The organism is Ralstonia sp. UNC404CL21Col (genome assembly GCF_000620465.1).
Taxonomy (GTDB): domain Bacteria; phylum Pseudomonadota; class Gammaproteobacteria; order Burkholderiales; family Burkholderiaceae; genus Ralstonia; species Ralstonia flatus.
This window is the reverse complement of sequence record NZ_JIBE01000004.1, coordinates 199943-222772: the sequence shown is the minus strand read 5'-3', so window position 1 is coordinate 222772 and position 22830 is coordinate 199943. Positions and strand designations below refer to the sequence as shown.

Genomic DNA, 22830 nt, shown 5'->3' with positions numbered 1-22830 from the left:
TGTGTACTCCGAGGGTTGGCGGGAAAGGAATGGCGTTGGGCAGGTTTTACTTCGCCAGGTAATCGAACACAACTTCGCCCATGCCGAGGGTCAGGTCTGCGATGATGTGCCGCGCTTCGACAATTTCCAGCACGGGCAGTTCGGCCACGGGTGCCAGCGCATGGTGCGCCAGTTCCAGCGATGCCGGGCCGGTCCATGCTCCTTTCATGTCGATGTCGACCATGTAGTTGCGCGACAGCTCGCAGATGCGCGCGGTCTTGCCATCCACGTGCGGAATGATCTTGAGCAGAAAGTTGGGGCGCTCCAGGCGGCGTTTCTGCTCGGCCAGATCCAGCTCGCGGTGCTTGTAACCCATGGTGCCGGTCGCTACGCGCACGGGGCCGTAGTCGAGCGTGCCGATCAGCGTGTCCTTGTCGGTCACCAGCCGGGGCGAGGCGAGTTTCTTGGGAAAGCCCCACATTTCACGGCCGCCGGCCAGGGGCGGGTGGTCGTCCAGGTACATCGCCAGCGTGTACGTGCCGGGCTTGCCTTCGTAGGTGACGGGAATGACCTGGCCGCTTTCGGTGTAATCGCCAAAGCCAGTGGAGTCGGCCATGCGGATGAACTCGTAGGCGACGAGCGGTTCGGGTACTTCTAGCGGCTCGGGCACCATGGCACGCAGCTTGGCCGGGTCGGTCCGGTACGTGATGATGAAGAATTCGCGGTGGATGAAGCGGTACGGGCCGGGCGGATAAGCGGGGCTCGTCAGCGGCATCGCGAAGGCGGTTTCGCGGATGGTCTTGATGTCCATGGCACTCCTTGTGCAGGTTGGGCTGCAGGTCGCGTTGGGAATCGATACGGCGCAAGAGAACGGTAGGCGACAGCGCATCGTGTCGCGCCTTTGTGACGCTGCAACCTTCCGTTCACGCGAATTTCACGTTTGAGTGCCCGTAACGTGATTGATTGCATGCAATACGTCATTGCGCCGCATGCAGCATGCGCCTGTCAGGCGTGCGAGAGGAATTCCCAGAGCGCCGGTTCGGCGGAATACGCCACGTTGAAGCGCAGCCACGGGCTCGGCTCGTCATGCGGCCGGAAGTATTGGCCGGGCGCGAGCCAGATGTTGTGGTCGATGGCCTGATTGGCTAGCGCGGCGGCATCTGCATGGCTGGGCAAACGCGCCCACAGGAAGAGGCCGCGCCCCGGCGTATCGAACGGCTCGGCACCATGTTGGCGCATGAGGGTTTCGACACGTGTGTGGGCCTCGCCCAGTCGCGCAACCAGTCGCGCCACGTGTTCGGCATAGACGGGCCGGGTGACGAACGCATGCACGATGCGCTCGGTAATTTCGGACGAGGTGAGCGCCACGGCCATCTTCGTGCGCGCCAGCTCGCGGGTGATGGCGGCATCGGCCACCACGTAGCCCGCGCGCAATGAGGGCGAGATCGTCTTGGAAAAGCCGCTCACGTAGAGCGTGCGGCGCAGGCCGTCGAGCGCGGCCAGCATCGGGGCGGCGGGGTCGGCCAGTTCCCGGTGCAAGTCGTCCTCAACGATCCACAGGCCGTGCTGCTCAGCCAGTTGCAGCACGCGATAAGCGTTCTGTGCCGTCATGGATGAGCCGGTGGGATTCTGCAGCACGGAGCTGGTGAAGAGGGCGCGCGGCCGGTCGGCATCGTCGGCGCGCAGGATGTTTTCCAGCGCCACGGTGTCGAGCCCATCCGGCGTGCGCGGCACGCCGACCACGCGCAGGCCGGCCAGCTTCAGCACCTGGAGCACGTTGCAGTAGCCCGGATCATCCACCGCGACGACGTCGCCGGCTTTGAACAGCGTGCGGACGATCAGGTCGAGCGCCTGCGTCGCGCCGCTGGTCAGCAGCACTTGCGAGCGCTCCACCGGCAGCCCGCGCAGCGCCAGCGACTGCGCCACGTATTCGCCCAACGGCGCATAGCCCCACGGATGTCCGTAGCCCGCCACGCGCAACGCCGACACACGGCTCACCGCCCGCATGGCTTCCTGCACACCGCGCTCGTCCAGCCAGTCGTTGGGCAGCCAGCCGCAGCCTGGCTTGATGGCGATGGAGCGATCGGCAAAGACATCCGACAGCAGCCACGCCGCGTTGAGCGTCGGCGGCTCCCAGCGCGGGGCCACGGAAGCCGGTTGGGCTGGTGTACGAGCCGCCACCAGGTAGCCCGAACGCGGCCGCGCGACGATGGCGCCCAGCGCCGCCAGCCGCGTGTAGGCCTCCGCCACCGTAAAGGTGCTCACGTCGTGGGCCTGCGCCAACTTGCGCACGGAGGGCAGCCGCGTGCCCGGCACCAAGGCATGGCTGTCGACCGCCGCACGAATGCCTTGGACGATCTGGTCGACCAACGTACGCTGGGGATGAGAAGGATCGAGTTCGAGTTGCATGTTGCGATGCGGCATGGGAGCGGTGGTGGGCGCCTATACAGTTTCTTATAGAACTGCCATCTGTGCATGTCCGTGTCGCGTTCGACTCTGTACAGTTTGCTCCAACTGCTGGCCCGCCAGCCTGTTCCCTTTCCGCTGTTTTTTCGGAGTGACCGATGAAACCCGCACCGCACCCGCTGGAAACCACCGATCTGTCCTACTTCTGGATGCCGTTCACGGCCAACCGTCAGTACAAGGCTGCGCCGCGCCTGCTGACGTCGGCCCAGGGCATGTATTACCGCGACGCCGACGGCCGTGAAGTGCTCGACGGCACGGCGGGTCTGTGGTGCGTGAACGCCGGGCACAGCCGCAAGGAGATCGTCGAGGCCATCACCGCGCAGGCGAGCACGCTGGACTATGCGCCCACCTTCCAGATGGGCCACCCGCTGGCGTTCCGTGCGGCCGAAAAGGTCGCCGAGATCATGCCGGCAGGGCTGAACCGCATCTTTTTCACCAACTCCGGTTCCGAAGCGGTGGATACGGCGCTCAAGATTGCACTGGCCTACCACCGCGCACGCGGCGAAGGGCAGCGCACGCGCCTGATCGGCCGCGAGCGCGGCTATCACGGCGTCGGCTTTGGCGGCATCTCGGTGGGCGGTATCTCGCCGAATCGCAAGGCGTTCTCGGCCAACCTGATTCCCGGCGTTGACCACCTGCCGCATACGCACGCGCCGGAGCACAACGCGTTCTCCAAGGGCCAGCCGGCATGGGGCGAACATCTGGCCGACGAGCTGGAGCGCATCGTCACGCTGCACGACGCATCGACCGTCGCCGCCGTCATCGTCGAGCCGCTGGCAGGCTCCACGGGTGTGCTGGTGCCGCCCAAGGGTTATCTGCAGCGCCTGCGCGCGCTGTGCGACAAGCACGGCATCCTGCTGATTTTCGATGAGGTCATTACCGGTTTTGGCCGGCTGGGCGCGGCAACGGCGGCGGAGTTTTTTGGCGTGACGCCCGACCTGCTGACGATGGCCAAGGGCATCAACAATGCTGCCGTGCCGATGGGCGCCGTGGCCGTGCGCCAGTCGGTGCACGACACCGTTGTCGACGCCGGTGCGCCGGGCGCGATCGAGCTGTTCCACGGCTACACGTATTCGGCGCACCCGCTGGCTGCGGCCGCGGCGGTGGCTGCACTGGATCTGTATCGAAGCGAAGGGCTGTTCGAGCGTGCGCGTTCGCTGTCGCCAGTGTTTGAAGCGGCAGCGCATTCGGTCAAGGGCGCGCCGCACGTGAAGGACATCCGCAACCTGGGCCTCGTGGCCGGCATCGAACTGGAATCCCGCCCCGGCGCCGTGGGCGCGCGCGCTTACGAAGTCTTCCTGAAATGCCTGGAGCGCGGGGTGCTGGTGCGCTACACCGGCGACATCCTGGCGTTCTCGCCGCCGCTCATCATCGAAGAGGCGCAGATCGCGCGCATCTTCGACACCGTTCGTACCGTTCTGCAAGAGGTAGCCTGAAATGAACCGACCGATTGATCCTGCCGTGACGGAATCCGTCGTCAGCCATTACATCGGCGGCCAACGCCATGCCGGCAGCGGCACACGCACCGCCGATGTGTTCAACCCGGCCACGGGCGCCGTGAGCGCGCAAGTGCTGCTGGGCGGCAAATCCGAAGTGGGCGCCGCCGTGGCCGCTGCCCACGCCGCCGCCGCCGACTGGGCCGAGACCTCGCCGCTCAAGCGTTCGCGCGTGCTGTTCAAGTTCAAGGAACTGCTCGATCAAAACCAGGATGCCCTGGCGGCCGCCATCACGCGCGAGCACGGCAAGGTGTTCTCCGACGCCAAGGGCGAAGTCACGCGCGGCATTGAAGTGGTGGAATTTGCCTGCGGCATTCCGAACCTGCTCAAGACCGAATTCACCGACAACATCGGCGGCGGCATCGACAACTGGAACCTGCGCCAGCCGCTGGGCGTCGTGGCCGGCATCACGCCGTTCAACTTCCCGTTCATGGTGCCGATGTGGATGGCGCCCGTGGCGCTGGCGTGCGGCAACACGTTCATCCTCAAGCCGAGCGAGCGTGACCCGACCCCCAGCCTCATGATTGCCGACCTGCTCAAGCAGGCGGGCTTGCCCGACGGCGTGTTCAACGTCGTGCAGGGCGGCAAGGACGCCGTCGATGCGCTGCTCGAGCATCCGGATGTGCAGGCCGTCTCGTTCGTCGGCAGCACGCCCATCGCCGAATACATCTACGCCGAGGGCACCAAACGCGGCAAGCGCGTGCAAGCCTTGGGCGGTGCAAAGAATCACCTCGTCGTCATGCCGGATGCGGATCTCGACCAGGCGGTCGATGCGCTGATCGGCGCCGGCTACGGTTCTGCCGGCGAGCGCTGCATGGCGATTTCCGTGGCCGTGGCGGTGGGCGACGTGGCCGACAAGCTGGTCCCGCGCCTCGCCGAACGCGCCCGCGCACTCAAGATTGGCAACGGCATGCAGGCCGACAGCGAAATGGGTCCGCTCGTGACGGCTGCACACAAGGCCAAGGTGGAAGGCTACATCGCCAAGGGCGTGGAAGAGGGCGCCGAGCTGGTGGTGGACGGCCGCGGCCACACGGTGGACGGCCACGCCGAGGGCTTCTTCACGGGCGGCACGCTGTTCGACCACGTCAAGCCCGAGATGACGATCTACAAGGAAGAGATCTTCGGTCCGGTGCTCTCGGTGGTGCGCGTGCACGATCTGGCCGAGGCGGTGAAGCTGATCAACGCCCACGAGTTCGGCAACGGCGTGTCGTGCTACACGAGCGATGGCGGCGTGGCGCGTGCATTTGCGCGGCAGATCCAGGTGGGCATGGTCGGCATCAACGTGCCGATTCCGGTGCCGATGGCGTGGCACAGCTTTGGCGGCTGGAAGCGCTCGCTGTTCGGAGACCACCACGCCTATGGCGAAGAAGGTGTGCGTTTTTACACGCGCTACAAGAGCGTGATGCAACGCTGGCCGGATTCGATCGCCAAGGGCGCTGAATTCGTGATGCCGACAGCCAAGTAAGCCGACGTATCGCTCATGAGAAAGGGAGGCAATGCCTCCCTTTATCGTTTGAACATGCCGAGTTGAAACCGGCGTGTCATATTGGTTTGATGTTGACGGCGATGAGTTCGCCATCGGGCCCGATTTCTACATCGAAGCTGACGCGCTGGCCCTCGTGGAATGTCTGCGAGCGCGAAAACTGGATCTCCGAATCCCGAATAAAACTCGGGGCAGCATGCATTTCTGCAGCTGCCCCGGCGGGCGGATCATATTGAACGGCGTTCTCTTCAATTCGGCTGGCCATTGCATGCTCCCAAAAGGGGTTCGTCAAACCAGGCCACCGCTTCCGGCGGCCATCCGACTGCTTGATGGCAAACACGTACTGAAACAACCTGCCTGGCGGAATATCCCGGCCAATACACGCGCGAGAGGAAACCTCGCGCGGCAAGCCAAAACCGGGCTACCGCGCCCGCGTGCTCCGTGTTACTGGGGCACGATGTTCGAAGCTTGCTTGCCCTTCGGGCCTTGCGTGACTTCGAACGACACCTTCTGACCTTCCTTCAGGCTTTTGAAGCCTGCGGCATTGATTGCGGAGAAATGAGCGAAAAGGTCTTCGCCGCCATCATCCGGGGTAATGAAGCCGAAACCCTTTGCGTCGTTGAACCACTTGACGGTACCAGTAGCCATGATTTTGAGTCGTGAAGTTGAGAAATCGATCGGCCGCCGGCCAAATACAAACACAGCAGGCAGACCCGGCCGAACCGGCCAAACGATCGTTTGGTGAATATATGCTTGGCGCGTCGCCCCGTCAAAGTCTGTTTTTTTAAGGTTTCCGTTTGGAGCGGCCGCAGCCGCTGTTTTCGGGGCTGCATCAGGGTTGGCGCGGTCTTGCCATCGGTGCAAACACCCGCGCAAAACCGGGCGTTTTCACCTAAGCTTTAGTGGCTTCTGCCGCACTCGGGGCCCGCAGCAAAACCGGTGCCGCAGAGGTGCACGAAAATTGCGTGCGCCCCCGTCGTTCCAGTCGCAGCCTACCCATGACGACAGCCGCAGCCAGTCACACCAAGAAAAATCCCGCGTTGATGGCCACCATGGTGGGCGCGATCGGCGTGGTCTTCGGGGACATCGGCACCAGCCCCCTGTATGCCCTGAAGGAATGCTTCAACCCCGAGCATGGGGTGCCGTTTTCCGACCAGACCGTCTTCGGCATCCTGTCGATGCTGTTCTGGGCGATGACGCTGGTGGTCTCCGTCAAATACGTGTTGTTCGTCATGCGGGCGGACAACAACGGCGAAGGCGGCATCCTCGCGCTGACGGCGCTGGCCATGCGCGCAAGCAGCGGCAGCGCCCGGTTTACGCGCACGTTGATGCTGCTGGGCCTGCTGGGCGCCGCCATGTTCTACGGGGATGCCGTCATTACACCGGCCATTTCCGTGCTCTCCGCCATTGAAGGCATGGAAATCATGGCGCCCGCGCTGCAGACATGGGTCTTGCCGCTGGCGCTGATTGTGCTGATCGCCTTGTTCCTCATCCAAAAGCAGGGCACGCACGTGGTGGGGCGCCTGTTCGGGCCGATCATGGTGATCTGGTTCGTGCTGCTGGGGCTGATCGGGTTGGCCTCCGTGGTGAAGTCGCCGCAGATCTTGGTGGCCCTGAGCCCCCTGTACGCCATCGAATTCGGATTCCGGCATACGGTGCTGGCGTTCATCGTGTTCGGCTCGGTGTTTCTGGCACTGACCGGCGCCGAGGCGCTGTATGCCGACATGGGCCACTTCGGCGCCCGCCCCATCCGCTATGCGTGGTTCTACATTGCCATGCCGTGCCTGCTGCTGAATTACTTTGGCCAGGGCGCCTTGCTGCTGCGTGAGCCGAGCGCCGTGCAGAACCCGTTCTTCCTGTTGATGCCGAACTGGGCTGTTGGCCCGATGGTGGTGCTGGCCACGGCGGCCACCGTCATTGCGTCTCAGGCTGTCATCTCGGGCGCGTTTTCGATGACGGCGCAGGCGGTGCATCTGGGCTATGCGCCGCGCATGAAGATTCTCTACACGTCGGATGTGGAAATCGGCCAGATCTACGTGCCGGTGGTCAACTACATGCTCCTGGTGCTGGTGGTGGCCGTGGTGCTGGCTTTCGGCAAGTCCGACAACCTGGCGGCCGCCTACGGTATTGCGGTGACGACCACCATGGTGCTGACGACCGGGCTGGTGACGGTGGTCATGCGCAACGCCTGGAAATGGCGCCTGTCACTGGTGGCCTGCATCGGCGCGGTGTTCCTGGCGGTGGATCTGTCGTTCTTCTCCGCCAACCTGCTCAAGATCGCCGCGGGTGGCTGGTTCCCGCTGCTGCTGGGTGGCCTGATCTTCTTCCTGATGGTGACGTGGCATACCGGCACGCAGCTGCTGAAGGCGCGCAATGTCGAGGGTGGCATTCCGCTCGAGCCGTTCATGGAAGGGCTGCTGCGTCATCCACCGTATCGTGTGGACGGCACGGCCGTGTATCTCACGCCAAGCATCGAGTTTGTACCGTTGGCGTTGCTGCACAACCTCAAGCACAACCACGTGCTGCACAAGCGCGTGCTGTTCATCCACTTCCGCACGCTGGCCGTGCCGTATGTGGACCCCGCCAAGCGCCTCGTCATCAAAACCATTGGCGACGACATCCACACCGCAGTGGTGGATTTCGGCTTCAAGGAAACCCCCGCCGTGGACGAGATCGTGCGCAGCGTGGGCGAGCGTCTGGGCATCGTTTTTGAAGATATGGAAACATCGTTCTTCATTACGCGCGCCACGGTGGTGCCGTCGCCGCTGCCTGGGATGGCGATGTGGCGCGAGTCGCTGTTTGCCTGGATGCAGCACAACAGCGCCAAGCCGTCGGACTTCTTCCGGATTCCTGCCAACCGACTGGTTGAGTTGGGGAGCAAGGTGGAGATTTAGCCCAGCGCGTGGTGCGCTACGCAAACCGCGTCACGCTATCCCCACGGCAGAACGCCAGCAACGCCAACTGCCCGGCCCGGGCGTGGCGGATCGCCAGCGAAGACGGCGCGGAGATGGTCGCCAGCAGCGGCACCTGCAGCTGCACGCACTTGCGCGCCAGCTCGTAGCTTGCACGACTCGTCATAACGATGAATCCGTCTGCGGGGCGGATGCCGAGTCGTGCCAGGCGGCCGATCAGCTTGTCGAGCGCGTTGTGGCGGCCCACGTCTTCCAGCACATGCAGCGGTGCGTTGCCGTCTGCAGGCACCCAGCCGGCCGCATGCAAACCACCAGTAAGCGCGTTGGCCGGCTGATGTGCCGTCATCGCCTGCATGGCGTCCAGCACCTGCGCGTCGGCAAGAGACGCCAGCCATGCGGGCGGCGTCAGCGGCGCCGGTGCGTCTTCAAAGGTCTGCAGGCTTTCAATGCCGCAGAGGCCGCAACCGGTCGGGCCGGCGAGCGCGCGGCGGCGTTCCTTCAACCGGACGAAGCAATGCGAGGCGATTTCCGCATGCACTTCAAGCCCATGCGGATGCGTTTCCACGTCTGCGCCACGCCAATCGGCGCGACCGTCGATGATGCCTTCCGACAGCGCGAAGCCCAGCGCGAAATCTTCCAGATCCGTCGGCGACGCCATCATCACCGCATGCGTGATGCCGTTGAAGACGAGCGCCACCGGCGCTTCTTCGGCGACGGCGGTGGCGGTGTCGTCTTGCATGCCGGCGCGCGTGCGTTTCGTCGCGGAGGTGGAAACGACGGGCAAGCCGGCGGGGTGGGGCAGGGCAGTCATGCAGGAAAATCGGGCAGGGCGCGGCCGGGGTCGAGCAGCACAATGAGCCAGCGCGTGTCGTCCATGGCAACGCGCAACAGGCCTGCGTCGGCCAGCGGATGCAGCGCGCGCAGCACCGTGCTGGCGCGCTCACCCACGCGCTTGGTCAGCCAGGGCAGCGACACCGGCTTGCTGGCCTCGGTTTCGCGCAATGCGGCCAGCAGCGCCAGTTGCAGCGCAGACCACGCCGGCTCGGTTGGCATCAGGCTTCCGCCGTGTTGGCCGCGGTGGCGTCAGCGGTGCGTTCGGCCTGGCTCGGAACCAGCATCACAGGAATCGACTTGGACGTCGGCGTGCGGGCCTGGTCGGCCACGGAAGACAGCGGCACCAGCGGGTTCGTCTCGGGGTAATACGCCGCCAGGCAGCCGCGCGGAATGTCATACGCCACCAGGCGGAAGCCATCGGCGCGCCGCGTGGTGCCGTCTTCGGACAGCGTCACCATGTCGACCCACTCGCCGTCTTTCATGCGGATCGTGTGCAGGTCTTCCTTGTTGATGAAGACCACGCGGCGCTGGCCGAACACGCCGCGATAGCGGTCGTCCATGCCGTAGATCGTGGTGTTGTACTGGTCGTGCGAACGGACCGTGGCGAGCGTGAAGACGGTGGCGTCGGCATGGCGCTCGCGGGCGCGGTGGACCGGCGTGTCGGTCGGCACGGCATGCGCGTGGAATTCCGCCTTGCCCGAGGGCGTGTTCCACACACGTTCGGATGCTGTGTTGCGCAGGCGGAAGCCGCCCGGCACGCGAATCTTCTCGTTGAAGCCGGCAAAGTCGTCGAACACGGCTTCAATGCGTTCCCGGATGCGGTCGTAGTCTTCGACCAGCCAGCGCCACGGGATGGTGCTCTCGGGCAGCGTCGCCTCAGCCAGCCGCGCCACGATGGCCGGCTCCGACAGCAGATGCGGCGAGGCTGGCGGGTTGATGCCTGCGGACATGTGCACCATGCTCATCGAATCTTCCACGGTCACGCCTTGCGTGCCGCCGGCCTGTTGGTCGATCTCGGTGCGGCCCAGGCACGGCAGGATCAACGCGGCCTTGCCGTGCACGATGTGGCTGCGGTTGAGCTTGGTGGTCACGTGCACGGTCAGGTCGCACTGTCGCAGGCCCGCCCACGTGGCGGCGGTGTCCGGCGTGGCCGCTGCAAAGTTGCCGCCCATGGCGAAGAACACGCGCGCGTTGCCTTGCTGCATCGCCTCGATGGCGCCGACGGTGTCGTAGCCGTGTTCGCGCGGCACCTGGATGCCGAAGACGTGCTCAAGACGGTCGAGGAACGCAGGGGCGGGCTTCTCGTAAATGCCCATCGTGCGATCGCCCTGCACATTGCTGTGGCCGCGCACCGGGCACGCACCGGCGCCGGGGCGGCCGATATTGCCGCGCAGGAGCAGCAGGTTGACGATCATCTGGATCGTCGCGACCGAATGCTTGTGTTGGGTGATCCCCATGCCCCAGCACGCGATGACGCTGCCGGCCTTGATGTACGTGTCTCCGGCCTGGCGGATTTCGTGTTCCGGCAGGCCCGATTCGGCTTCGATCGTTGCCCACGATTCGGCACGCACGTCAGCGGCAAAGGCGTCGTAGCCGCCGGTGTGCTGGGCGATGAAGGCGTGGTCGATGATGGCTGGCTCACCGCGGCTGCGGGCCACGTCATCGCGCTCGATCACGTGTTTGATGATGCCCTTGACCGTCGCCAGGTCGCCGCCGATGCGCACCTGGTGGTACTCAGTGCTGATGCGCGTGGAGCCCAGCGTCAGCATCTCGATCTTGCTTTGCGGATCGGCAAAGCGCTCCAGCCCGCGCTCGCGCAGCGGGTTGAATGACACGATCTTCGCGCCGCGCTTCGATGCCTCGCGCAATTCGCCCAGCATGCGCGGGTGGTTCGTCCCCGGGTTCTGCCCGAAGATGAAGATCGCATCGGCCTTGGTGAAATCGTCGAGCGTGACGGTGCCCTTGCCGACGCCGATGCTGCTCCGCATGCCCGTGCCGGAGGGCTCGTGGCACATGTTGGAGCAGTCGGGGAAATTGTTCGTGCCATAGGCGCGCACGAACAACTGGTAGAGGAAGGCCGCCTCATTGCTGGTGCGGCCGGAGGTGTAGAAGATCGCCTGGTTCGGATCGGGCAGCGCGCGCAGGTGCTGCGCGATGAGCGCGAAGGCGGCGTCCCATTCGATTGGGACGTACTTGTCGCTAGCCGCGTTGTAGACCATCGGATGCGTCAAGCGCCCCTGGTCTTCCAGCGCGTAGTCGGACCACTCGGCCAGTTCGCGCACGGTGTGCTGGGCGAAGAACTCCGGCGTGGTGCGGCGGGACGTCGCTTCTGCGGCCACGGCTTTGACGCCGTTTTCGCAGAACTCGAAGGTGGACGCGTGGTCGCGGTCAGGCCATGCACAGCCCGGGCAGTCGAAGCCGTCAGGCTGGTTGGCCGACAGCATCGTCTTGGCGCCCTTGGCCGCGATGCCTTGCGACAGCAATTGATGCGCAACGCTTTTAAGCGCGCCCCAGCCACCGGCCGGGTGACGGTAAAACTCGATCTTCTGGTGCTTCATGGGTGGCGGGGCGGCGTTGGATCAGATTCAGGAGAACAGAACGGCAGCTTTTTGGAGTGTAATCCAAACCCCCCAGCCCAACGGCAGACCCACGGCGGCCCAGGCCAGCACCACGGCCACGGCCGAACCCGGATGCGCCTTCCATTCCAGCGACGTTTCCGGCGCAGCCACCGACGGCGTCGGGCTCTTGCTTGCCGCAGCGTGACGCAGCGCGTCGAGTTGCGCTTCGGTCATGAAGTGCTTCGCGTTGACGGGGCGCACCAGCAGGTTGCAGATGAAGCCGAGGATCAGCAGGCCGGCCAGGATCATCATCGTGATGTCGTACACGGCTGCGCGTTCCACGCCATGGGCGATCTGGTATTCGCGCAGGTAGTTCACCAGCACGGGGCCCAGGATGCCGGCCGTCGACCACGCCGTGAGCAGGCGGCCGTGGATGGCGCCCACCATCTGCGTGCCGAACATGTCGGCCAGATAGGCCGGCACGGTCGCAAAACCGCCGCCGTACATCGACAGGATCACGCAGAAGGCCAGTGCGAACAGCGCGATATTGCCGGTGTGCGAGGTCCACGGAATCGATGCGTATAGCACGAAGCCGAGCACGAAGAAGACCGCGTACGTCATCTTGCGGCCCAGGCGATCCGACAGCGAAGCCCAGAAGAAACGGCCGCCAATGTTGAACAGGCTCAGCAGACCCGTGAAGCCTGCAGCGATGGCCGCGATCTGGCCTTTTTGCGCGGCCGTCAGGTCCATGAACGACGTCGTCACGCCCAGCAGCTTTCCACCGAAGACTTCCTGCAGCAGCGGCGAGGCCATGCCCAACACGCCGATACCGGCCGATACGTTCAGGCACAGCACGGCCCAGATCAGCCAGAACTGCGGCGTCTTCAGCGCTTCATTTGCGTGCACGTGGCGTTGCGTGACCATCGTGTCCTTCGCCTTGGCGGGCGAGGGTGTCCAGCCGGCCGGCTTCCAGCCCGTGGGCGGCACGCGGTAACCCAGCGCGCCGGCCATCATGAAGACGAAGTAGATGCCGGCCAGCACGATAAACGTTTGCGACACGCCCACAGATTCGGGCGTCGCAAACAGTTTCATCAGGCGATCAGCCAGCGGGGCGCCGATCATCGCGCCGCCGCCGAAGCCCATGATGGCCATGCCGGTCGCCATGCCGCGTTTGTCCGGGAACCACTTGATGAGCGTCGACACGGGCGAGATGTAGCCCAGCCCCAGGCCGATACCGCCGATCACACCCGAACCCACCCACAGCAGCCACAGTTGGTGCATCTGGATGCCGAGCGCGGAGATCAGCAGGCCGCCGCACCAGCACACGGCCGAGACGACGCCGGCCTTGCGCGGGCCAACGCGCTCAAGCCAGCCGCCCCACATGGCAGCGGATGCGCCCAGGAACACGAAGAACAGCGTAAACATCCAGCCAAGGCTGGAGACGCGCCAGTCGCAGGTGGTGGTGAACAGCTCGGCGATCAGCGAGACGTCGGCGCCGCAGGTGAGCGGCTTGGTGATGCCCAGCGCGCGGCCAAGCGGCAGCCAGAAGACGGAGAAACCGTAGGCCATGCCGATGCACAAATGGATGGCCAGTGCGGCAGGCGGAACCAGCCAGCGGTTGAAACCAACCGCGGCGACGGTGCGCTCGCGTGAAAAAAATGGATGCAGGACTGCTTCGGACATCGAATCCCCCCGGATAAGTTGAGCCCGTGTTGTGACGTGTGTGGTGAAACGGTGCGGCCGCGCCGGTCATGGCCGGTGCGTGCCAGCCGGCTGCAGTGGGACTGCGCCGACGTTGCCCGCAAAAGATAGTTGGGCAGCGTGTTCTAGATCAATAGTTGTAGGCGCCCGTTGTATTGCGAATTACGCAACTTACAACCGAATTGCTTAATTTATGTGACCGAAAACATAAACAAATCGCGTCCGGGATCGCGGCCATTGGTGTTCCGATTCTGAGCGCCAATACTGGATTGACGAGATCCAGGCGCGCGCCATGTCGGCGGCAGGCAATCGTGGAGGTGGCGGATGGCAGTCGATACGCAACTTGAGGCCCATGCGCTGGGCGTGAGCGAATCCGTCGTCATGGGCGTGGCGGGCACCGCGCCTGCGTTCAGCATTGCCGCCACCACGGCCACGCTGATCGGCGCGGTCGGGGCCCTTACGCCGGCCAGCCTTCTGTATTGCGGGCTGATCATGTTTGGCGTGACGTTTGCCTATCTGCACCTGAACCGCGTCAACCCGCATGCCGGTGCGGCGTATGCCTGGGTGGGCGCCATCTTCAATCGCACATTGGGGTTCTTTGCCGGGTGGGCACTGCTGGTGGCATCGGGCGTGTTCATGGTGTCCGGCACGATTCCAGCCGCAACGGCCACGCTCACACTGGTGGCCCCGTCGCTGGCTGCGCAGCCCGCCGTGGTGGCGCTGGTGGCAGCGGCGTGGCTGCTGGTGGTGACCGCCGTCATCATCAAGGGCATCAAGCTGACGAGCTATTCGCAGATCGCCATGACGGTGACAGAGACGCTCATCCTCGTCTGTCTGATCGTGCTGGCGGTGGTGAAATTCGGCGCGCATCCGGCACATGCGCTGTCGTGGGCGTTGCTGTCACCCGCGGCCTTTACACCGCAGCTGTTTGCGACCGGTGCGCTGACCGCGCTGTTCTTTTTCTGGGGCTGGGACGTGACAGTCAACCTGACGGAAGAAACGCGGGACGCCAATCGCGCGCCCGGCCGTGGCGCGTTATGGGCCATGGTGATTGTGCTGGCGCTCTTCATGGGTTTTGGTGCCGTGATTCTGCTCGTGCTGAGCGATGCGGAGATCGACCAGTCCAGCACCAATGTCATCTTCGCCGTAGCAGACAAGCTGCTGCCACGTCCGTGGAGCTACGTGGCCGTGGTGGCCGTCATGCTGAGCACGGTGGGCACCCTCGAGACTTCCATCCTGCAATTCACGCGCACGCTGTATGCCAAGGGCCGCGATGGCATGTTGCATGCGCGCTATGCCACGCTGCACCCGACCTGGCGCACGCCATGGGTGGCCACCGTCGTGATTGCTGCGATCGGGTTGGTGCTGCTGTTTGGTGCGTCGTTCTTCCCAAGCATCAACGCCATCATCAAGGATTCAGTCAACGCGATCGGGTTTCAGGTGGCGTTCTACTACGGGCTGGCGGGCTTCGCCTGCGCGTGGCACTACCGGCGCGAAGCGCTGCGCTCGGTATTCAATGCGGTGTTTCTGGTCGGCTGGCCGTTGGGCAGCGCGTTGTTCTTGTGGTTGATCGCGGCCTACAGCGTACCGACGTTCGATCTGACGACAAATCTGGTTGGCCTGGGCGGCATCGCCGTGGGCGCGGTGCCGCTGCTGTTCAACCGATGGACTGCACAGCGTGGAGCGCGGTTAGCCCGTCACCGATGAGGCCGGCCACGGGCAGCTGCTTGCGCGCTGGCGAAATTCATCGGCCAGCGTGCGGAGGCGGGCGAGAGCGGTTTGCATGTCCGCCGCGCGCTCGGGATAGGGGCCCACGCTCTGTGCGGTGCGCTCGATGCTGCGGGCAGCGTCGCCAATCGGCTGATGGCCGAGCATGCGCGCGGAGCCGACGATGCGGTGTGCCGCTTCAACGATCTGCGCGTCGTCCCCGCCGCGGAGCGCATTCTCCAGGTTGGCGAGATCCTGTTCCATCGTCTCGGAAAACAGATCGACGATAAAACGCCATTGCTGGACGTCGGCGCCAAAGAGGTCGATGAGCGTGGCGACGACCTGCGGCGGGAACTGTGCGGTAATGCTGGCGTCGACGTTGGGCGTGGTCTGCATGGTGGCGGTGCGGCGATGAAGTCAGAGGTGCACTCTGCACGTCGGGCGCGCGCGCAACCATGAGATTGGTCCGATTTCTGATGCCGATTCAAAGCGAAACGGGCGCACCGCCGGTGAAGCGATGCGCCCGTTTTGCTTGGGGATGAGCGTGCCTTAAGGCAGCATGGCCGCCGTCGGGCTGACGTCCGAATCGCGCGACGGCGGCCGGCGGTTTCGGTGCGCCCAGGTGAAGACCACCGGCAGCACCAGCAGCGTGAGGATCGTCGTCGTCACCATGCCGCCAACGATCACGAGCGCCAGCGGGCGCTGCGCTTCCGAGCCGATGCTGTGCGAGAGCGCCGCCGGCAAGAGGCCCAGGCCGGCCAGCATGGCGGTCATGATCACCGGGCGCAGACGCAGCGCGGCACCGTCGACGGTGGCTTCCCGCACGTTTTCCGATTGCGCCAGACGATTGACGTACGAGATCAGAATCACCCCGTCCTGGATGGCGATGCCGAACAGCGACAGGAAGCCGATCCCCGCCGAAATCGACAGCGTCTCGTTGGCCAGGTGCAGCGCGAGCAGCCCGCCAATGGCGGCAAACGGCACATTCAGCACCACCATCAGCGCATCCTTGAAATTGCCGAACGTGCTGTAGAGCAGCAGGAAGATCACGAGGATGGTCAATGGCACGATCACCATCAGCTTGCTCTGCGCGACCTTCATCTCGTTGAACTGGCCGTCCCACTTGACGGTGTAGCCCTCGGGCAGTTTTACGCTGCTGCCCACCACACGCTGTGCCTCGTCCACGGCACCGCCCAGGTCACGGCCGCGCACGCCGAACTTGATGGCGATGTAGCGCTTGCCTTCCTCGCGGTAGATGAAGAACGGGCCGTCGGTCATTTCCACCTTGGCGATCATCGACAGCGGAATGTGCTGGCCGTCGGGCGTATCGATCAACAGTTCTCGGATGGCGTCGTAAGACGCACGTGCCTGCTGATTCAGGCGCACCGCCAGGCCGAACGACTTTTCGCCCTCCAGGATCTGCGTGACCGGTGCGCCGCCAATGGCGTATTGCACGAGGTTCTGGACGTCGCTCACGTTGATGTTGAAGCGCGCAGCCGCCTGGCGGTCGATCGAAACGTTCAGCGTCGGCTGGCCCAGCTCGCGGAAGATGCCCACGTCCACCAGGCCCGAGACCTTCTTGAGCTGCGCCTGGATTTCGTTGGCCTTGGCTTCGAGCACGTTGAGGTCGTTGCCGAACAGCTTGACCGAGTTTTCACCCTTCACGCCCGAAAGCGCTTCATCGACGTTGTCCTGGATGTACTGCGAGAAGTTGTATTCGATGCCCGGGATCTTCTCCAGATGCTTAGATAGCCGCTCGACGAGTTGGCCCTTCGTCATGCCGGCGGGCCATTGGTCGGGCGGCGCGAAATACAGGCCGTACTCCTGGTTGAACACGCCCGTGGAATCGGTGCCGTCGTCCGGGCGGCCGATCTGCACCGAAACCTGCTTGATTTCCGGCTGCTTGACGAAGTACGCGCGCAGGTCGCTTGCCACGGACGCCGAGTAATCGAGGTCGACCGTATTGGGCAGCGTAATGCGCAGCCACAGGTTGTTTTCTTCCAGCGTCGGGAGGAACTCCGTGCCGAGGAACGTGGCGCTGTACAGCGTCAGCAAGAGTGCCATGATGGCCGTGGCAAAGACCGCCATCGGCCGGGCGATCAGCTTGCGCAGCAGGGGCTTGTACCAGCGCAGGATCGCCGTGATGAACGCCGGCGAGTGCGGATGCAGCGTCTTGCCGAAGACGAACGACGTGGTGGCCGGCACGAACGTCAGGCTCAGCACGATCGACGCCATCAGCGCAAAGCCCATCGTGAACGCCATCGGCTTGAAGATGATGCCTTCCACGCCGCCGATGAAGAACAGCGGCGAATAGGCCACGATGATGATGCCGGTGGAAAAGATCATCGCGCGCTGCACTTCGCTGGTCGCCTTGACGATGGCGTCATCCAGCTTCTCGGCACCTTCTTCCAGGTGCCGCATGATGTTTTCCATCACGATCACGGCCGCATCGACAATCACCCCAAAGTCGATCGCCCCGAGCGAAATCAAGTTGGCCGGCACATGGAAGTGCTCCATGCTGATGAACGACACGCACAGCGCCAGCGGAATCACCGCCGCCACCACGGCCGCCGCACGGAAGTTGCCGAGGAAGACGAACAGCACGGCGAGCACCAGCGAGATCCCGACCACCAGCGTGTGTTCCACGGTGCCCATGGTGATGTCGAGCAGCACCTGGCGGTCATAGAACGGCTTGATCTGAATGCTCTTGGGCAGGACGCCGTTGTTCAGCTCCGCCACCTTCTCGCGCACCTTGGCCAGCACCTCGGTGGCGTTGGCGTCGCGCTTGAGCAGCACGATGCCTTCCACCACGTCGGGCTGATCGTTGTATTGCACCTGGCCCAGACGCTGCACGTTGCCGACTTCCACTTCGGCAATATCGCGCACGCGCACCGGCACGCCGTTGTTGGCGGCCACCACCACGTTGCGGATGTCGTCCACCGTCTGCAGCAGGCCGACGCCGCGCACGACGAACTGCTGCTCGCCGTCGCGCAGCAGATTGCCGCCCGTGTTGTTGTTGGCGTTGCCGATGGCTGTGATGAGCTGCGACAGCGTGATGCCGTACGACTGCAGCTTCGCGGGCGACGGCACGATGTGATACTCCTTCACCTTGCCACCAAAGGAGCTGACATCGGCCACGCCCTGCACGTGCTTGAGCCCCTTGGAGATGTCGTAGTCCTGGTAGCTCTTGAGCGTGGTGAGGTCGACACCATCGCCCACGAGGCGGAAGCGCATGATTTCACCGGTCGCGTCCGAGTCGGGGCTGAGCGACGGCTGCACGCCCGTCGGCAGGTTGGCACTCGCCAGATACTGCGAAAAATTCTGCCGCGCCTTGAAGCTATCGGTGCCTTCCTTGAACTTGAGCGTCACCACCGACAGCCCGAACAGCGATACCGAGCGGAACGACTGCACATCCGGCACGCCGGCCAGCGCGTTTTCGATCGGGATGGTGATCTGCTGTTCGACTTCGGTCGTGCTGCGGCCCGGCCATTGCGTGATGGCCTGCACCGACAGCGGCGCCACGCCCGGATACGCCTGCAGCGGCAGTTCGCGGAAGGACAGTACGCCGGCCACCAGCAGCGCGATCGCCAGGAAGACGATCAGCAGCCGGCGCTTGAGAATGCCCGCGATGGGGTTGAAGCCCATGCCTACGCTCCTGCCTTGACGATCATCTCGTTGAGCAGCGCGGCGCCGCGTACCACCACCTGCGACGAAGCCTCAAGCCCGGCCGTCACGGCAAAGTTGCCGTCAGTGCCGGTGTCCTTGCCGTGCACTTCCACGCGCTTGAAGTGCGTGGCATCGCTCTGGACGATCACGAAGTAGCTGCCATGGTCTTTCACCAGGGCAGACTTCGGCACCACCGTGGCCTGGCCGCTTCCGGTCTGGATGCGCGCCGTGGCGTACATCTCGGGGCGCAGCAGGCCGTCGGTGTTGGGCACGTCGCAGCGTACCGTCAACGTGTGCGTGGCCGGGTCGATGTTCGGGGCAATGAAGCTCACGCGGCCTGTGAACTCGCGGTCCGGATACGCCGACGTGTGCAGCGAGATCGGCTGGCCGATGCGCACGCTGGCAATGTCGTTCTCATACACATTGCCCGTGAACCACAACACACGCGTATCGACGATGCTCATGAACGAGTCGCCCACGTTCAGGAAGGCGCCCGGATCCATGTTGCGCTTGACGATCGTGCCCGAGATGGGCGCACGCAGCGTCAGGTGTTCAGCGGGGGTGCCGCGCTTGGCAATCTGCGCGACATCGGCATCGGACATGCCCAGCACGTGCAGGCGGCCCGCGGCGGACTGCACCGTGGCGTCGGCATCGTCCTGCAGGTCTTTCATGTTGGAACCCTTGAGCTGGCGCGCCGTATTCAGGGCCAGCAGGTATTCCTTCTGCGCGGAGATGAAATCCGGTGCGTACAGCTGGGCAATCGGCTGGCCCTCGCGCACCTGCGCACCTTCGAACACGAGGATCTGGTCCAGCCGCCCAGCCACGCGCGCCGAGGCCAGCTTGGTCCGTTCGGCGTTGTAGGCGAGCTTGCCCGGCGTGTACAGTTCTACCGGCACCGAAAGCTGACCGACCTGCGCGACCTTCACCTGCTGGGGATCGAAGCCGCCGGCCGGAATTTCAACGGAGTCGGGTTTCGGACGCGACGCGGCAGCCGGCGCAGAGGCCGGACCTGCTGCAGGTTTCGCGGTCTCGGCCGGCACGGCGGCAGGCCACTTGCGTCCGACCACCACGCCCACAGCGAGGGCTGCGGCCAGGGCGATGACTGCAACAACGGGAGAGAACTTCTTCATGATGTTATTGAGCTTGAACCGGCGAGCGGCCGGTGGCCGCGAGCAGCGCGTGATAGGCCTGCAGGGCCGTGGCCTGCGCCTGCGCGACCGCCAGTTCCGCGTTCTTGAGCGCGCCCTGGGCAGTGAGCAGGTCGTTGAAATCGGCGTTGTTGCTGGCATAGTTGGTCATCGTGACGCGATACGCCGCCAGCGCCTGCGGCAGTTGCCGCTGCTTGTTGAAGTCGAGTTGCGCAAGCGTCTGGCGCAGCGTGTTGTAAGCGGTATCGACGGCCAATAACGTCTGCTGGCGCACCGACACGTCATTCGCCTCGGTGGCAATCTGGCTTTCCACCGCCTGGTTCACGCCGTACTTTTCCTTGGTCAGGAACCAGAACGGAATGATCACGTCCAGCTCGATCTGGTAGCTGTTCGGGCGCACGCCATACGGCGGGTTGTCGGTGGTGACGGTGGCGATGACCTGGAAGTCGGGCAGATAGGCCTTGCGCGCCAGCGTCACGCTCTTGCGCGCGGCGTCCATCAGCTCGGCCGATGCCTTGATCGACGGGTGCTCGCGCAGCGCCTGGTTTTCCAGCTCGGGCAGCGGTTCCTCCGGCAGGTGCACGGACTCGTCGTCAGCGCGCAGCACGAGCGGGAAGCTCGGCTCCTTGCCGATGAGCGTGTTCAGTGTCTGCAGCGTGGTGTCGTACTGGCGTTGCGCGGCAAACAGGTCATTCTGCGCGCTGCTTTGCATGACCTGCGCGTTGAGGAAGTCGGCGTAGGCGGCGGCGTTGTTGGCGTACCGCACACGCGTGATCTGCTTGACCTGCTCGAGGCGCGTGATGGTCAGCTTCTGTACGTCGATTTGTTTCTGCAGCGCGATCGCCTGGTAGTACGTGGTGGAAAGCTGCGCGTAGAGCTGCAGGTACAGCGCGTCGTTTTGCGCGTTCAGCGATTCCGCCTGGCGATCGGCAATCTCGGCGGCCAACGCTTTCTTGCCCGGAAACGGAATCTGCTGCGTCAGGTTGTACTGGCTGCCGCCAGCGCGGTTGACCGCCAGCGGGAATCCCTTGGGGATGCTGTTCCAGATGTAGCCGAGCTGCGGGTTGTTGGGCGACGCAAGCTGCGGCGGTATCGACTTGGCGGAGAGGTAGTTATGGCGTGCCTGGATCAGCTGCGGGTTGCTGCCTTTCAACTCCTGCAACAGTTCGACCAGGTTGAAGCCGGCGCCCGTCACGCCTGGCGCGGAAGGCTTGATCGGCGGCATGGTGGCGACCGGCATGCTGGCCGCGGCCGGGCCCGTTGCCGGCGTGGCTGCCCAGGCAGCGGCAAGTGGCAGGCAGGCCACCGCGCACAGCACGGCCCTCGCCCGTGAATGGAACGCACCCCGATGTTTCACTGCAGCAGACTCCCCTTGAGACGGGAGCGTTTTTACCGACGCGAACTTTCAAGCGCCTTTCACGACTTAGCAAGCCGTCAGGGCGTTAGAAAACGCGCAAAAACGCGCCCTGCGGCGGCAGTCTGCGACAGTTATATGACAAGACATGATGGCCGTCTCAGGCCGGTGCAAGCGGGCATGCCATGCCGACGCGGGTCGCAAGTGCATCGCGCATGGCCTGCAGGCTGGCGATCCGGGCATCGATCGTGGCGAGTTTCTCGCGCAGCAACGCGGTGACGGCGGCATCGGTGTCGGGTTGCTGCCACACCTGCGCCATGCCTTCCTTGATTTCCGCCAGGGTGAAACCCAGCTGCTGGGCCGTGCGGACGTATTGCACCAGTTCCACGATTTCGGGCGGATAGGCGCGGTAGCCGTTGCTTCGGCGCCGCGCACGGATCAGCCCGCGTGCCTCGTAAAAGCGCAGGCCATCCCGTGAGACGCCGGTGGCGGCGGCCAGATCACCGATGGACAGGTCACCGGCATGCGCATTGGAAATGGGAGCGGGAAGAGCGGCAGGCATGGTGGTTTGGGAGGAGGGGTACGGTCGGGGCTTGACCTTGGAGCGTACACCAAGCTTTACCGTGGCGACTCCTTCACTTCACTTCTGGAGTTTCCCCATGGTTTCCGAATCGACCTTCCTGCGTATCGTGCGGGCCAGCGCCTGGTATGACCTGATCGTGACCGCGCCATTTGCTACGCCGTGGACGTTCGCGCTGTTGCATCAGGCGCTCAGCGCATTGGCGCATGCGCTGGGCATCGGCAGCTTGCCGGCATTTGAGCCAACGCATCTGCTGATGGCCAATCTGATGGGGTCGGTGGTGTGCGTGTGGTCGGTGCTGCGTATCCGACAGACGAGTGTGGCGCTCGGCCGGTACGACGCCGTGGCGCGCTGGCTGTTTGCGGCGTGGCAGGCATACGCGCTGGCATCGGGCGCGACGCTGCTGGTGGTGCCGTTCCTGATCGCGGAGGTTGGCTTCGGGCTGCTGCAATCGCTGCCCGTGGGCCGCGTGCCCGGGCGAGCAGGCGCGCGGGCGGCGTGACTGCTTGCGTCGTTTAGCGCGCGGCCGGGGCGCTGGCGGGTGCCTCGGGAGGCAAGCCGGCCGGGATGTACGGGCCGCCGCCCAGCACCTGCATGCGCGACAGCACGCGCAGCTGATTGTCGAGCTTGGCCGAGTCAACAAAGCGTTTGACGTCGTCGCCGGCGCGCCGGGCCATCTCGGGCGTATCGACCCAGCCTGTCAGCGTGACCTTGCCGTCGGGGGTGGAGCGGATGCGGATCTGGCGTGTGCTGAGCGCGGTGTCCTGATCCAGCGCCGCCTTGACCTGGTACGAGAGCAGCGAATCGTCGAGCATGTGCGCGCCGGCGCTGTTCGGGCTATCGCCCCACGCGCAAGCCGTAAGCAATGCTGCGGCGCCAATTGCGGCCAACACACCGACCGAGGCTGCGACGGACAACTGAGGGAAGCGCATCGATGCTCCTGAAG

The 22830-nt window shown here is 64.5% G+C and carries 19 protein-coding genes; 5 read left to right on the top strand and 14 right to left on the bottom strand.

The window, feature by feature from the left end; genetic code table 11:
- Window positions 1–46: 46 nt before the first annotated feature.
- Complete coding sequence (locus tag N511_RS0109210) at window positions 47–790, bottom strand: acetoacetate decarboxylase (RefSeq protein WP_027679030.1); 744 nt, start codon at window positions 788–790, stop codon at window positions 47–49.
- Window positions 791–984: 194 nt separating this feature from the next.
- Window positions 985–2388, bottom strand: coding sequence for an aminotransferase-like domain-containing protein (locus N511_RS0109205; protein ID WP_027679029.1), 1404 nt, complete (start codon window positions 2386–2388; stop codon window positions 985–987).
- 155 nt (window positions 2389–2543) lie between these two features.
- Here N511_RS0109205 and N511_RS0109200 point away from each other — a divergent pair, with 155 nt between their 5' ends.
- The gene (locus N511_RS0109200; RefSeq protein WP_027679028.1) at window positions 2544–3881 is read left to right on the top strand and encodes an aspartate aminotransferase family protein; all 1338 of its coding nucleotides are present in this window, start codon (window positions 2544–2546) and stop codon (window positions 3879–3881) included.
- Window position 3882: 1 nt separating this feature from the next.
- Window positions 3883–5406: a CoA-acylating methylmalonate-semialdehyde dehydrogenase gene (locus tag N511_RS0109195; RefSeq protein WP_027679027.1), complete on the top strand. Its 1524-nt coding sequence runs from the start codon at window positions 3883–3885 to the stop codon at window positions 5404–5406.
- 76 nt (window positions 5407–5482) lie between these two features.
- Here N511_RS0109195 and N511_RS0109190 read toward each other — a convergent pair whose 3' ends face one another.
- Entirely contained in the window at window positions 5483–5689 is a 207-nt protein-coding gene (locus N511_RS0109190) for a cold-shock protein (RefSeq protein WP_024978714.1), read from the bottom strand.
- Window positions 5690–5868: 179 nt separating this feature from the next.
- A complete protein-coding gene (locus N511_RS0109185) occupies window positions 5869–6072 on the bottom strand; it encodes a cold-shock protein (protein WP_027679026.1) in 204 nt (67 codons plus the stop codon).
- Between the two features lie 350 nt (window positions 6073–6422).
- Between N511_RS0109185 and N511_RS0109180 the strand changes: the two genes are divergently transcribed.
- Window positions 6423–8318: a potassium transporter Kup gene (locus N511_RS0109180; protein WP_027679025.1), complete on the top strand. Its 1896-nt coding sequence runs from the start codon at window positions 6423–6425 to the stop codon at window positions 8316–8318.
- Window positions 8319–8334: 16 nt separating this feature from the next.
- Here the strand turns inward: N511_RS0109180 and fdhD are convergent, their stop codons facing one another.
- Genes fdhD through N511_RS0109160 form a run of 4 tightly spaced genes read right to left on the bottom strand, consistent with a single transcriptional unit; the run spans window position 8335 to window position 13411 of the window.
- Complete coding sequence (gene fdhD / locus N511_RS0109175) at window positions 8335–9147, bottom strand: formate dehydrogenase accessory sulfurtransferase FdhD (RefSeq protein ID WP_027679024.1); 813 nt, start codon at window positions 9145–9147, stop codon at window positions 8335–8337.
- Window positions 9144–9389 (bottom strand): hypothetical protein, encoded by a 246-nt coding sequence (locus N511_RS0109170; protein WP_027679023.1) that lies wholly within the window; start codon window positions 9387–9389, stop codon window positions 9144–9146. The genes fdhD and N511_RS0109170 overlap by 4 nt, the downstream gene beginning before the upstream one ends.
- The gene (locus tag N511_RS0109165) at window positions 9389–11728 is read right to left on the bottom strand and encodes an FdhF/YdeP family oxidoreductase (protein WP_027679022.1); all 2340 of its coding nucleotides are present in this window, start codon (window positions 11726–11728) and stop codon (window positions 9389–9391) included. Before N511_RS0109165 ends, N511_RS0109170 begins: the two co-directional genes overlap by 1 nt.
- A gap of 27 nt (window positions 11729–11755) precedes the next feature.
- Window positions 11756–13411, bottom strand: a complete 1656-nt coding sequence (locus N511_RS0109160) for an OFA family MFS transporter (protein ID WP_027679021.1) — start codon at window positions 13409–13411, stop codon at window positions 11756–11758.
- 342 nt (window positions 13412–13753) lie between these two features.
- Here N511_RS0109160 and N511_RS0109155 point away from each other — a divergent pair, with 342 nt between their 5' ends.
- A complete protein-coding gene (locus N511_RS0109155; protein ID WP_027679020.1) occupies window positions 13754–15136 on the top strand; it encodes an APC family permease in 1383 nt (460 codons plus the stop codon).
- Here N511_RS0109155 and N511_RS23910 read toward each other — a convergent pair.
- The 5 genes from N511_RS23910 to N511_RS0109130 form a co-directional block, all read right to left on the bottom strand.
- Window positions 15119–15532, bottom strand: coding sequence for an Hpt domain-containing protein (locus tag N511_RS23910; protein ID WP_051530864.1), 414 nt, complete (start codon window positions 15530–15532; stop codon window positions 15119–15121). The genes N511_RS0109155 and N511_RS23910 overlap by 18 nt on opposite strands.
- Window positions 15533–15685: 153 nt before the next feature.
- Window positions 15686–18781, bottom strand: coding sequence for an efflux RND transporter permease subunit (locus tag N511_RS0109145; RefSeq protein ID WP_027679019.1), 3096 nt, complete (start codon window positions 18779–18781; stop codon window positions 15686–15688).
- Between the two features lie 2 nt (window positions 18782–18783).
- Window positions 18784–19932, bottom strand: coding sequence for an efflux RND transporter periplasmic adaptor subunit (locus N511_RS0109140; RefSeq protein WP_027679018.1), 1149 nt, complete (start codon window positions 19930–19932; stop codon window positions 18784–18786).
- 4 nt (window positions 19933–19936) lie between these two features.
- The gene (locus N511_RS0109135) at window positions 19937–21307 is read right to left on the bottom strand and encodes a TolC family protein (protein ID WP_027679017.1); all 1371 of its coding nucleotides are present in this window, start codon (window positions 21305–21307) and stop codon (window positions 19937–19939) included.
- A gap of 157 nt (window positions 21308–21464) precedes the next feature.
- Window positions 21465–21866, bottom strand: a complete 402-nt coding sequence (locus N511_RS0109130) for a MerR family transcriptional regulator (protein WP_051530863.1) — start codon at window positions 21864–21866, stop codon at window positions 21465–21467.
- A 97-nt stretch (window positions 21867–21963) separates the two neighbouring features.
- Here N511_RS0109130 and N511_RS0109125 point away from each other — a divergent pair, with 97 nt between their 5' ends.
- Window positions 21964–22386, top strand: coding sequence for a hypothetical protein (locus tag N511_RS0109125; RefSeq protein WP_027679015.1), 423 nt, complete (start codon window positions 21964–21966; stop codon window positions 22384–22386).
- Window positions 22387–22399: 13 nt separating this feature from the next.
- Here the strand turns inward: N511_RS0109125 and N511_RS0109120 are convergent, their stop codons facing one another.
- A complete protein-coding gene (locus tag N511_RS0109120; protein ID WP_027679014.1) occupies window positions 22400–22816 on the bottom strand; it encodes a BON domain-containing protein in 417 nt (138 codons plus the stop codon).
- Window positions 22817–22830: the final 14 nt, after the last annotated feature.

What these genes read in the sequence shown, in the direction of transcription:
- N511_RS0109210 (WP_027679030.1), bottom strand. Translation starts at nt 790, where the DNA reads ATGGACATCAAGACCATCCGCGAAACCGCCTTCGCGATGCCGCTGACG.
- N511_RS0109205 (WP_027679029.1), bottom strand. Translation starts at nt 2,388, where the DNA reads ATGCAACTCGAACTCGATCCTTCTCATCCCCAGCGTACGTTGGTCGAC.
- N511_RS0109200 (WP_027679028.1), top strand. Translation starts at nt 2,544, where the DNA reads ATGAAACCCGCACCGCACCCGCTGGAAACCACCGATCTGTCCTACTTC.
- N511_RS0109195 (WP_027679027.1), top strand. Translation starts at nt 3,883, where the DNA reads ATGAACCGACCGATTGATCCTGCCGTGACGGAATCCGTCGTCAGCCAT.
- N511_RS0109190 (WP_024978714.1), bottom strand. Translation starts at nt 5,689, where the DNA reads ATGGCCAGCCGAATTGAAGAGAACGCCGTTCAATATGATCCGCCCGCC.
- N511_RS0109185 (WP_027679026.1), bottom strand. Translation starts at nt 6,072, where the DNA reads ATGGCTACTGGTACCGTCAAGTGGTTCAACGACGCAAAGGGTTTCGGC.
- N511_RS0109180 (WP_027679025.1), top strand. Translation starts at nt 6,423, where the DNA reads ATGACGACAGCCGCAGCCAGTCACACCAAGAAAAATCCCGCGTTGATG.
- fdhD (WP_027679024.1), bottom strand. Translation starts at nt 9,147, where the DNA reads ATGACTGCCCTGCCCCACCCCGCCGGCTTGCCCGTCGTTTCCACCTCC.
- N511_RS0109170 (WP_027679023.1), bottom strand. Translation starts at nt 9,389, where the DNA reads ATGCCAACCGAGCCGGCGTGGTCTGCGCTGCAACTGGCGCTGCTGGCC.
- N511_RS0109165 (WP_027679022.1), bottom strand. Translation starts at nt 11,728, where the DNA reads ATGAAGCACCAGAAGATCGAGTTTTACCGTCACCCGGCCGGTGGCTGG.
- N511_RS0109160 (WP_027679021.1), bottom strand. Translation starts at nt 13,411, where the DNA reads ATGTCCGAAGCAGTCCTGCATCCATTTTTTTCACGCGAGCGCACCGTC.
- N511_RS0109155 (WP_027679020.1), top strand. Translation starts at nt 13,754, where the DNA reads ATGGCAGTCGATACGCAACTTGAGGCCCATGCGCTGGGCGTGAGCGAA.
- N511_RS23910 (WP_051530864.1), bottom strand. Translation starts at nt 15,532, where the DNA reads ATGCAGACCACGCCCAACGTCGACGCCAGCATTACCGCACAGTTCCCG.
- N511_RS0109145 (WP_027679019.1), bottom strand. Translation starts at nt 18,781, where the DNA reads ATGGGCTTCAACCCCATCGCGGGCATTCTCAAGCGCCGGCTGCTGATC.
- N511_RS0109140 (WP_027679018.1), bottom strand. Translation starts at nt 19,932, where the DNA reads ATGAAGAAGTTCTCTCCCGTTGTTGCAGTCATCGCCCTGGCCGCAGCC.
- N511_RS0109130 (WP_051530863.1), bottom strand. Translation starts at nt 21,866, where the DNA reads ATGCCTGCCGCTCTTCCCGCTCCCATTTCCAATGCGCATGCCGGTGAC.
- N511_RS0109125 (WP_027679015.1), top strand. Translation starts at nt 21,964, where the DNA reads ATGGTTTCCGAATCGACCTTCCTGCGTATCGTGCGGGCCAGCGCCTGG.
- N511_RS0109120 (WP_027679014.1), bottom strand. Translation starts at nt 22,816, where the DNA reads ATGCGCTTCCCTCAGTTGTCCGTCGCAGCCTCGGTCGGTGTGTTGGCC.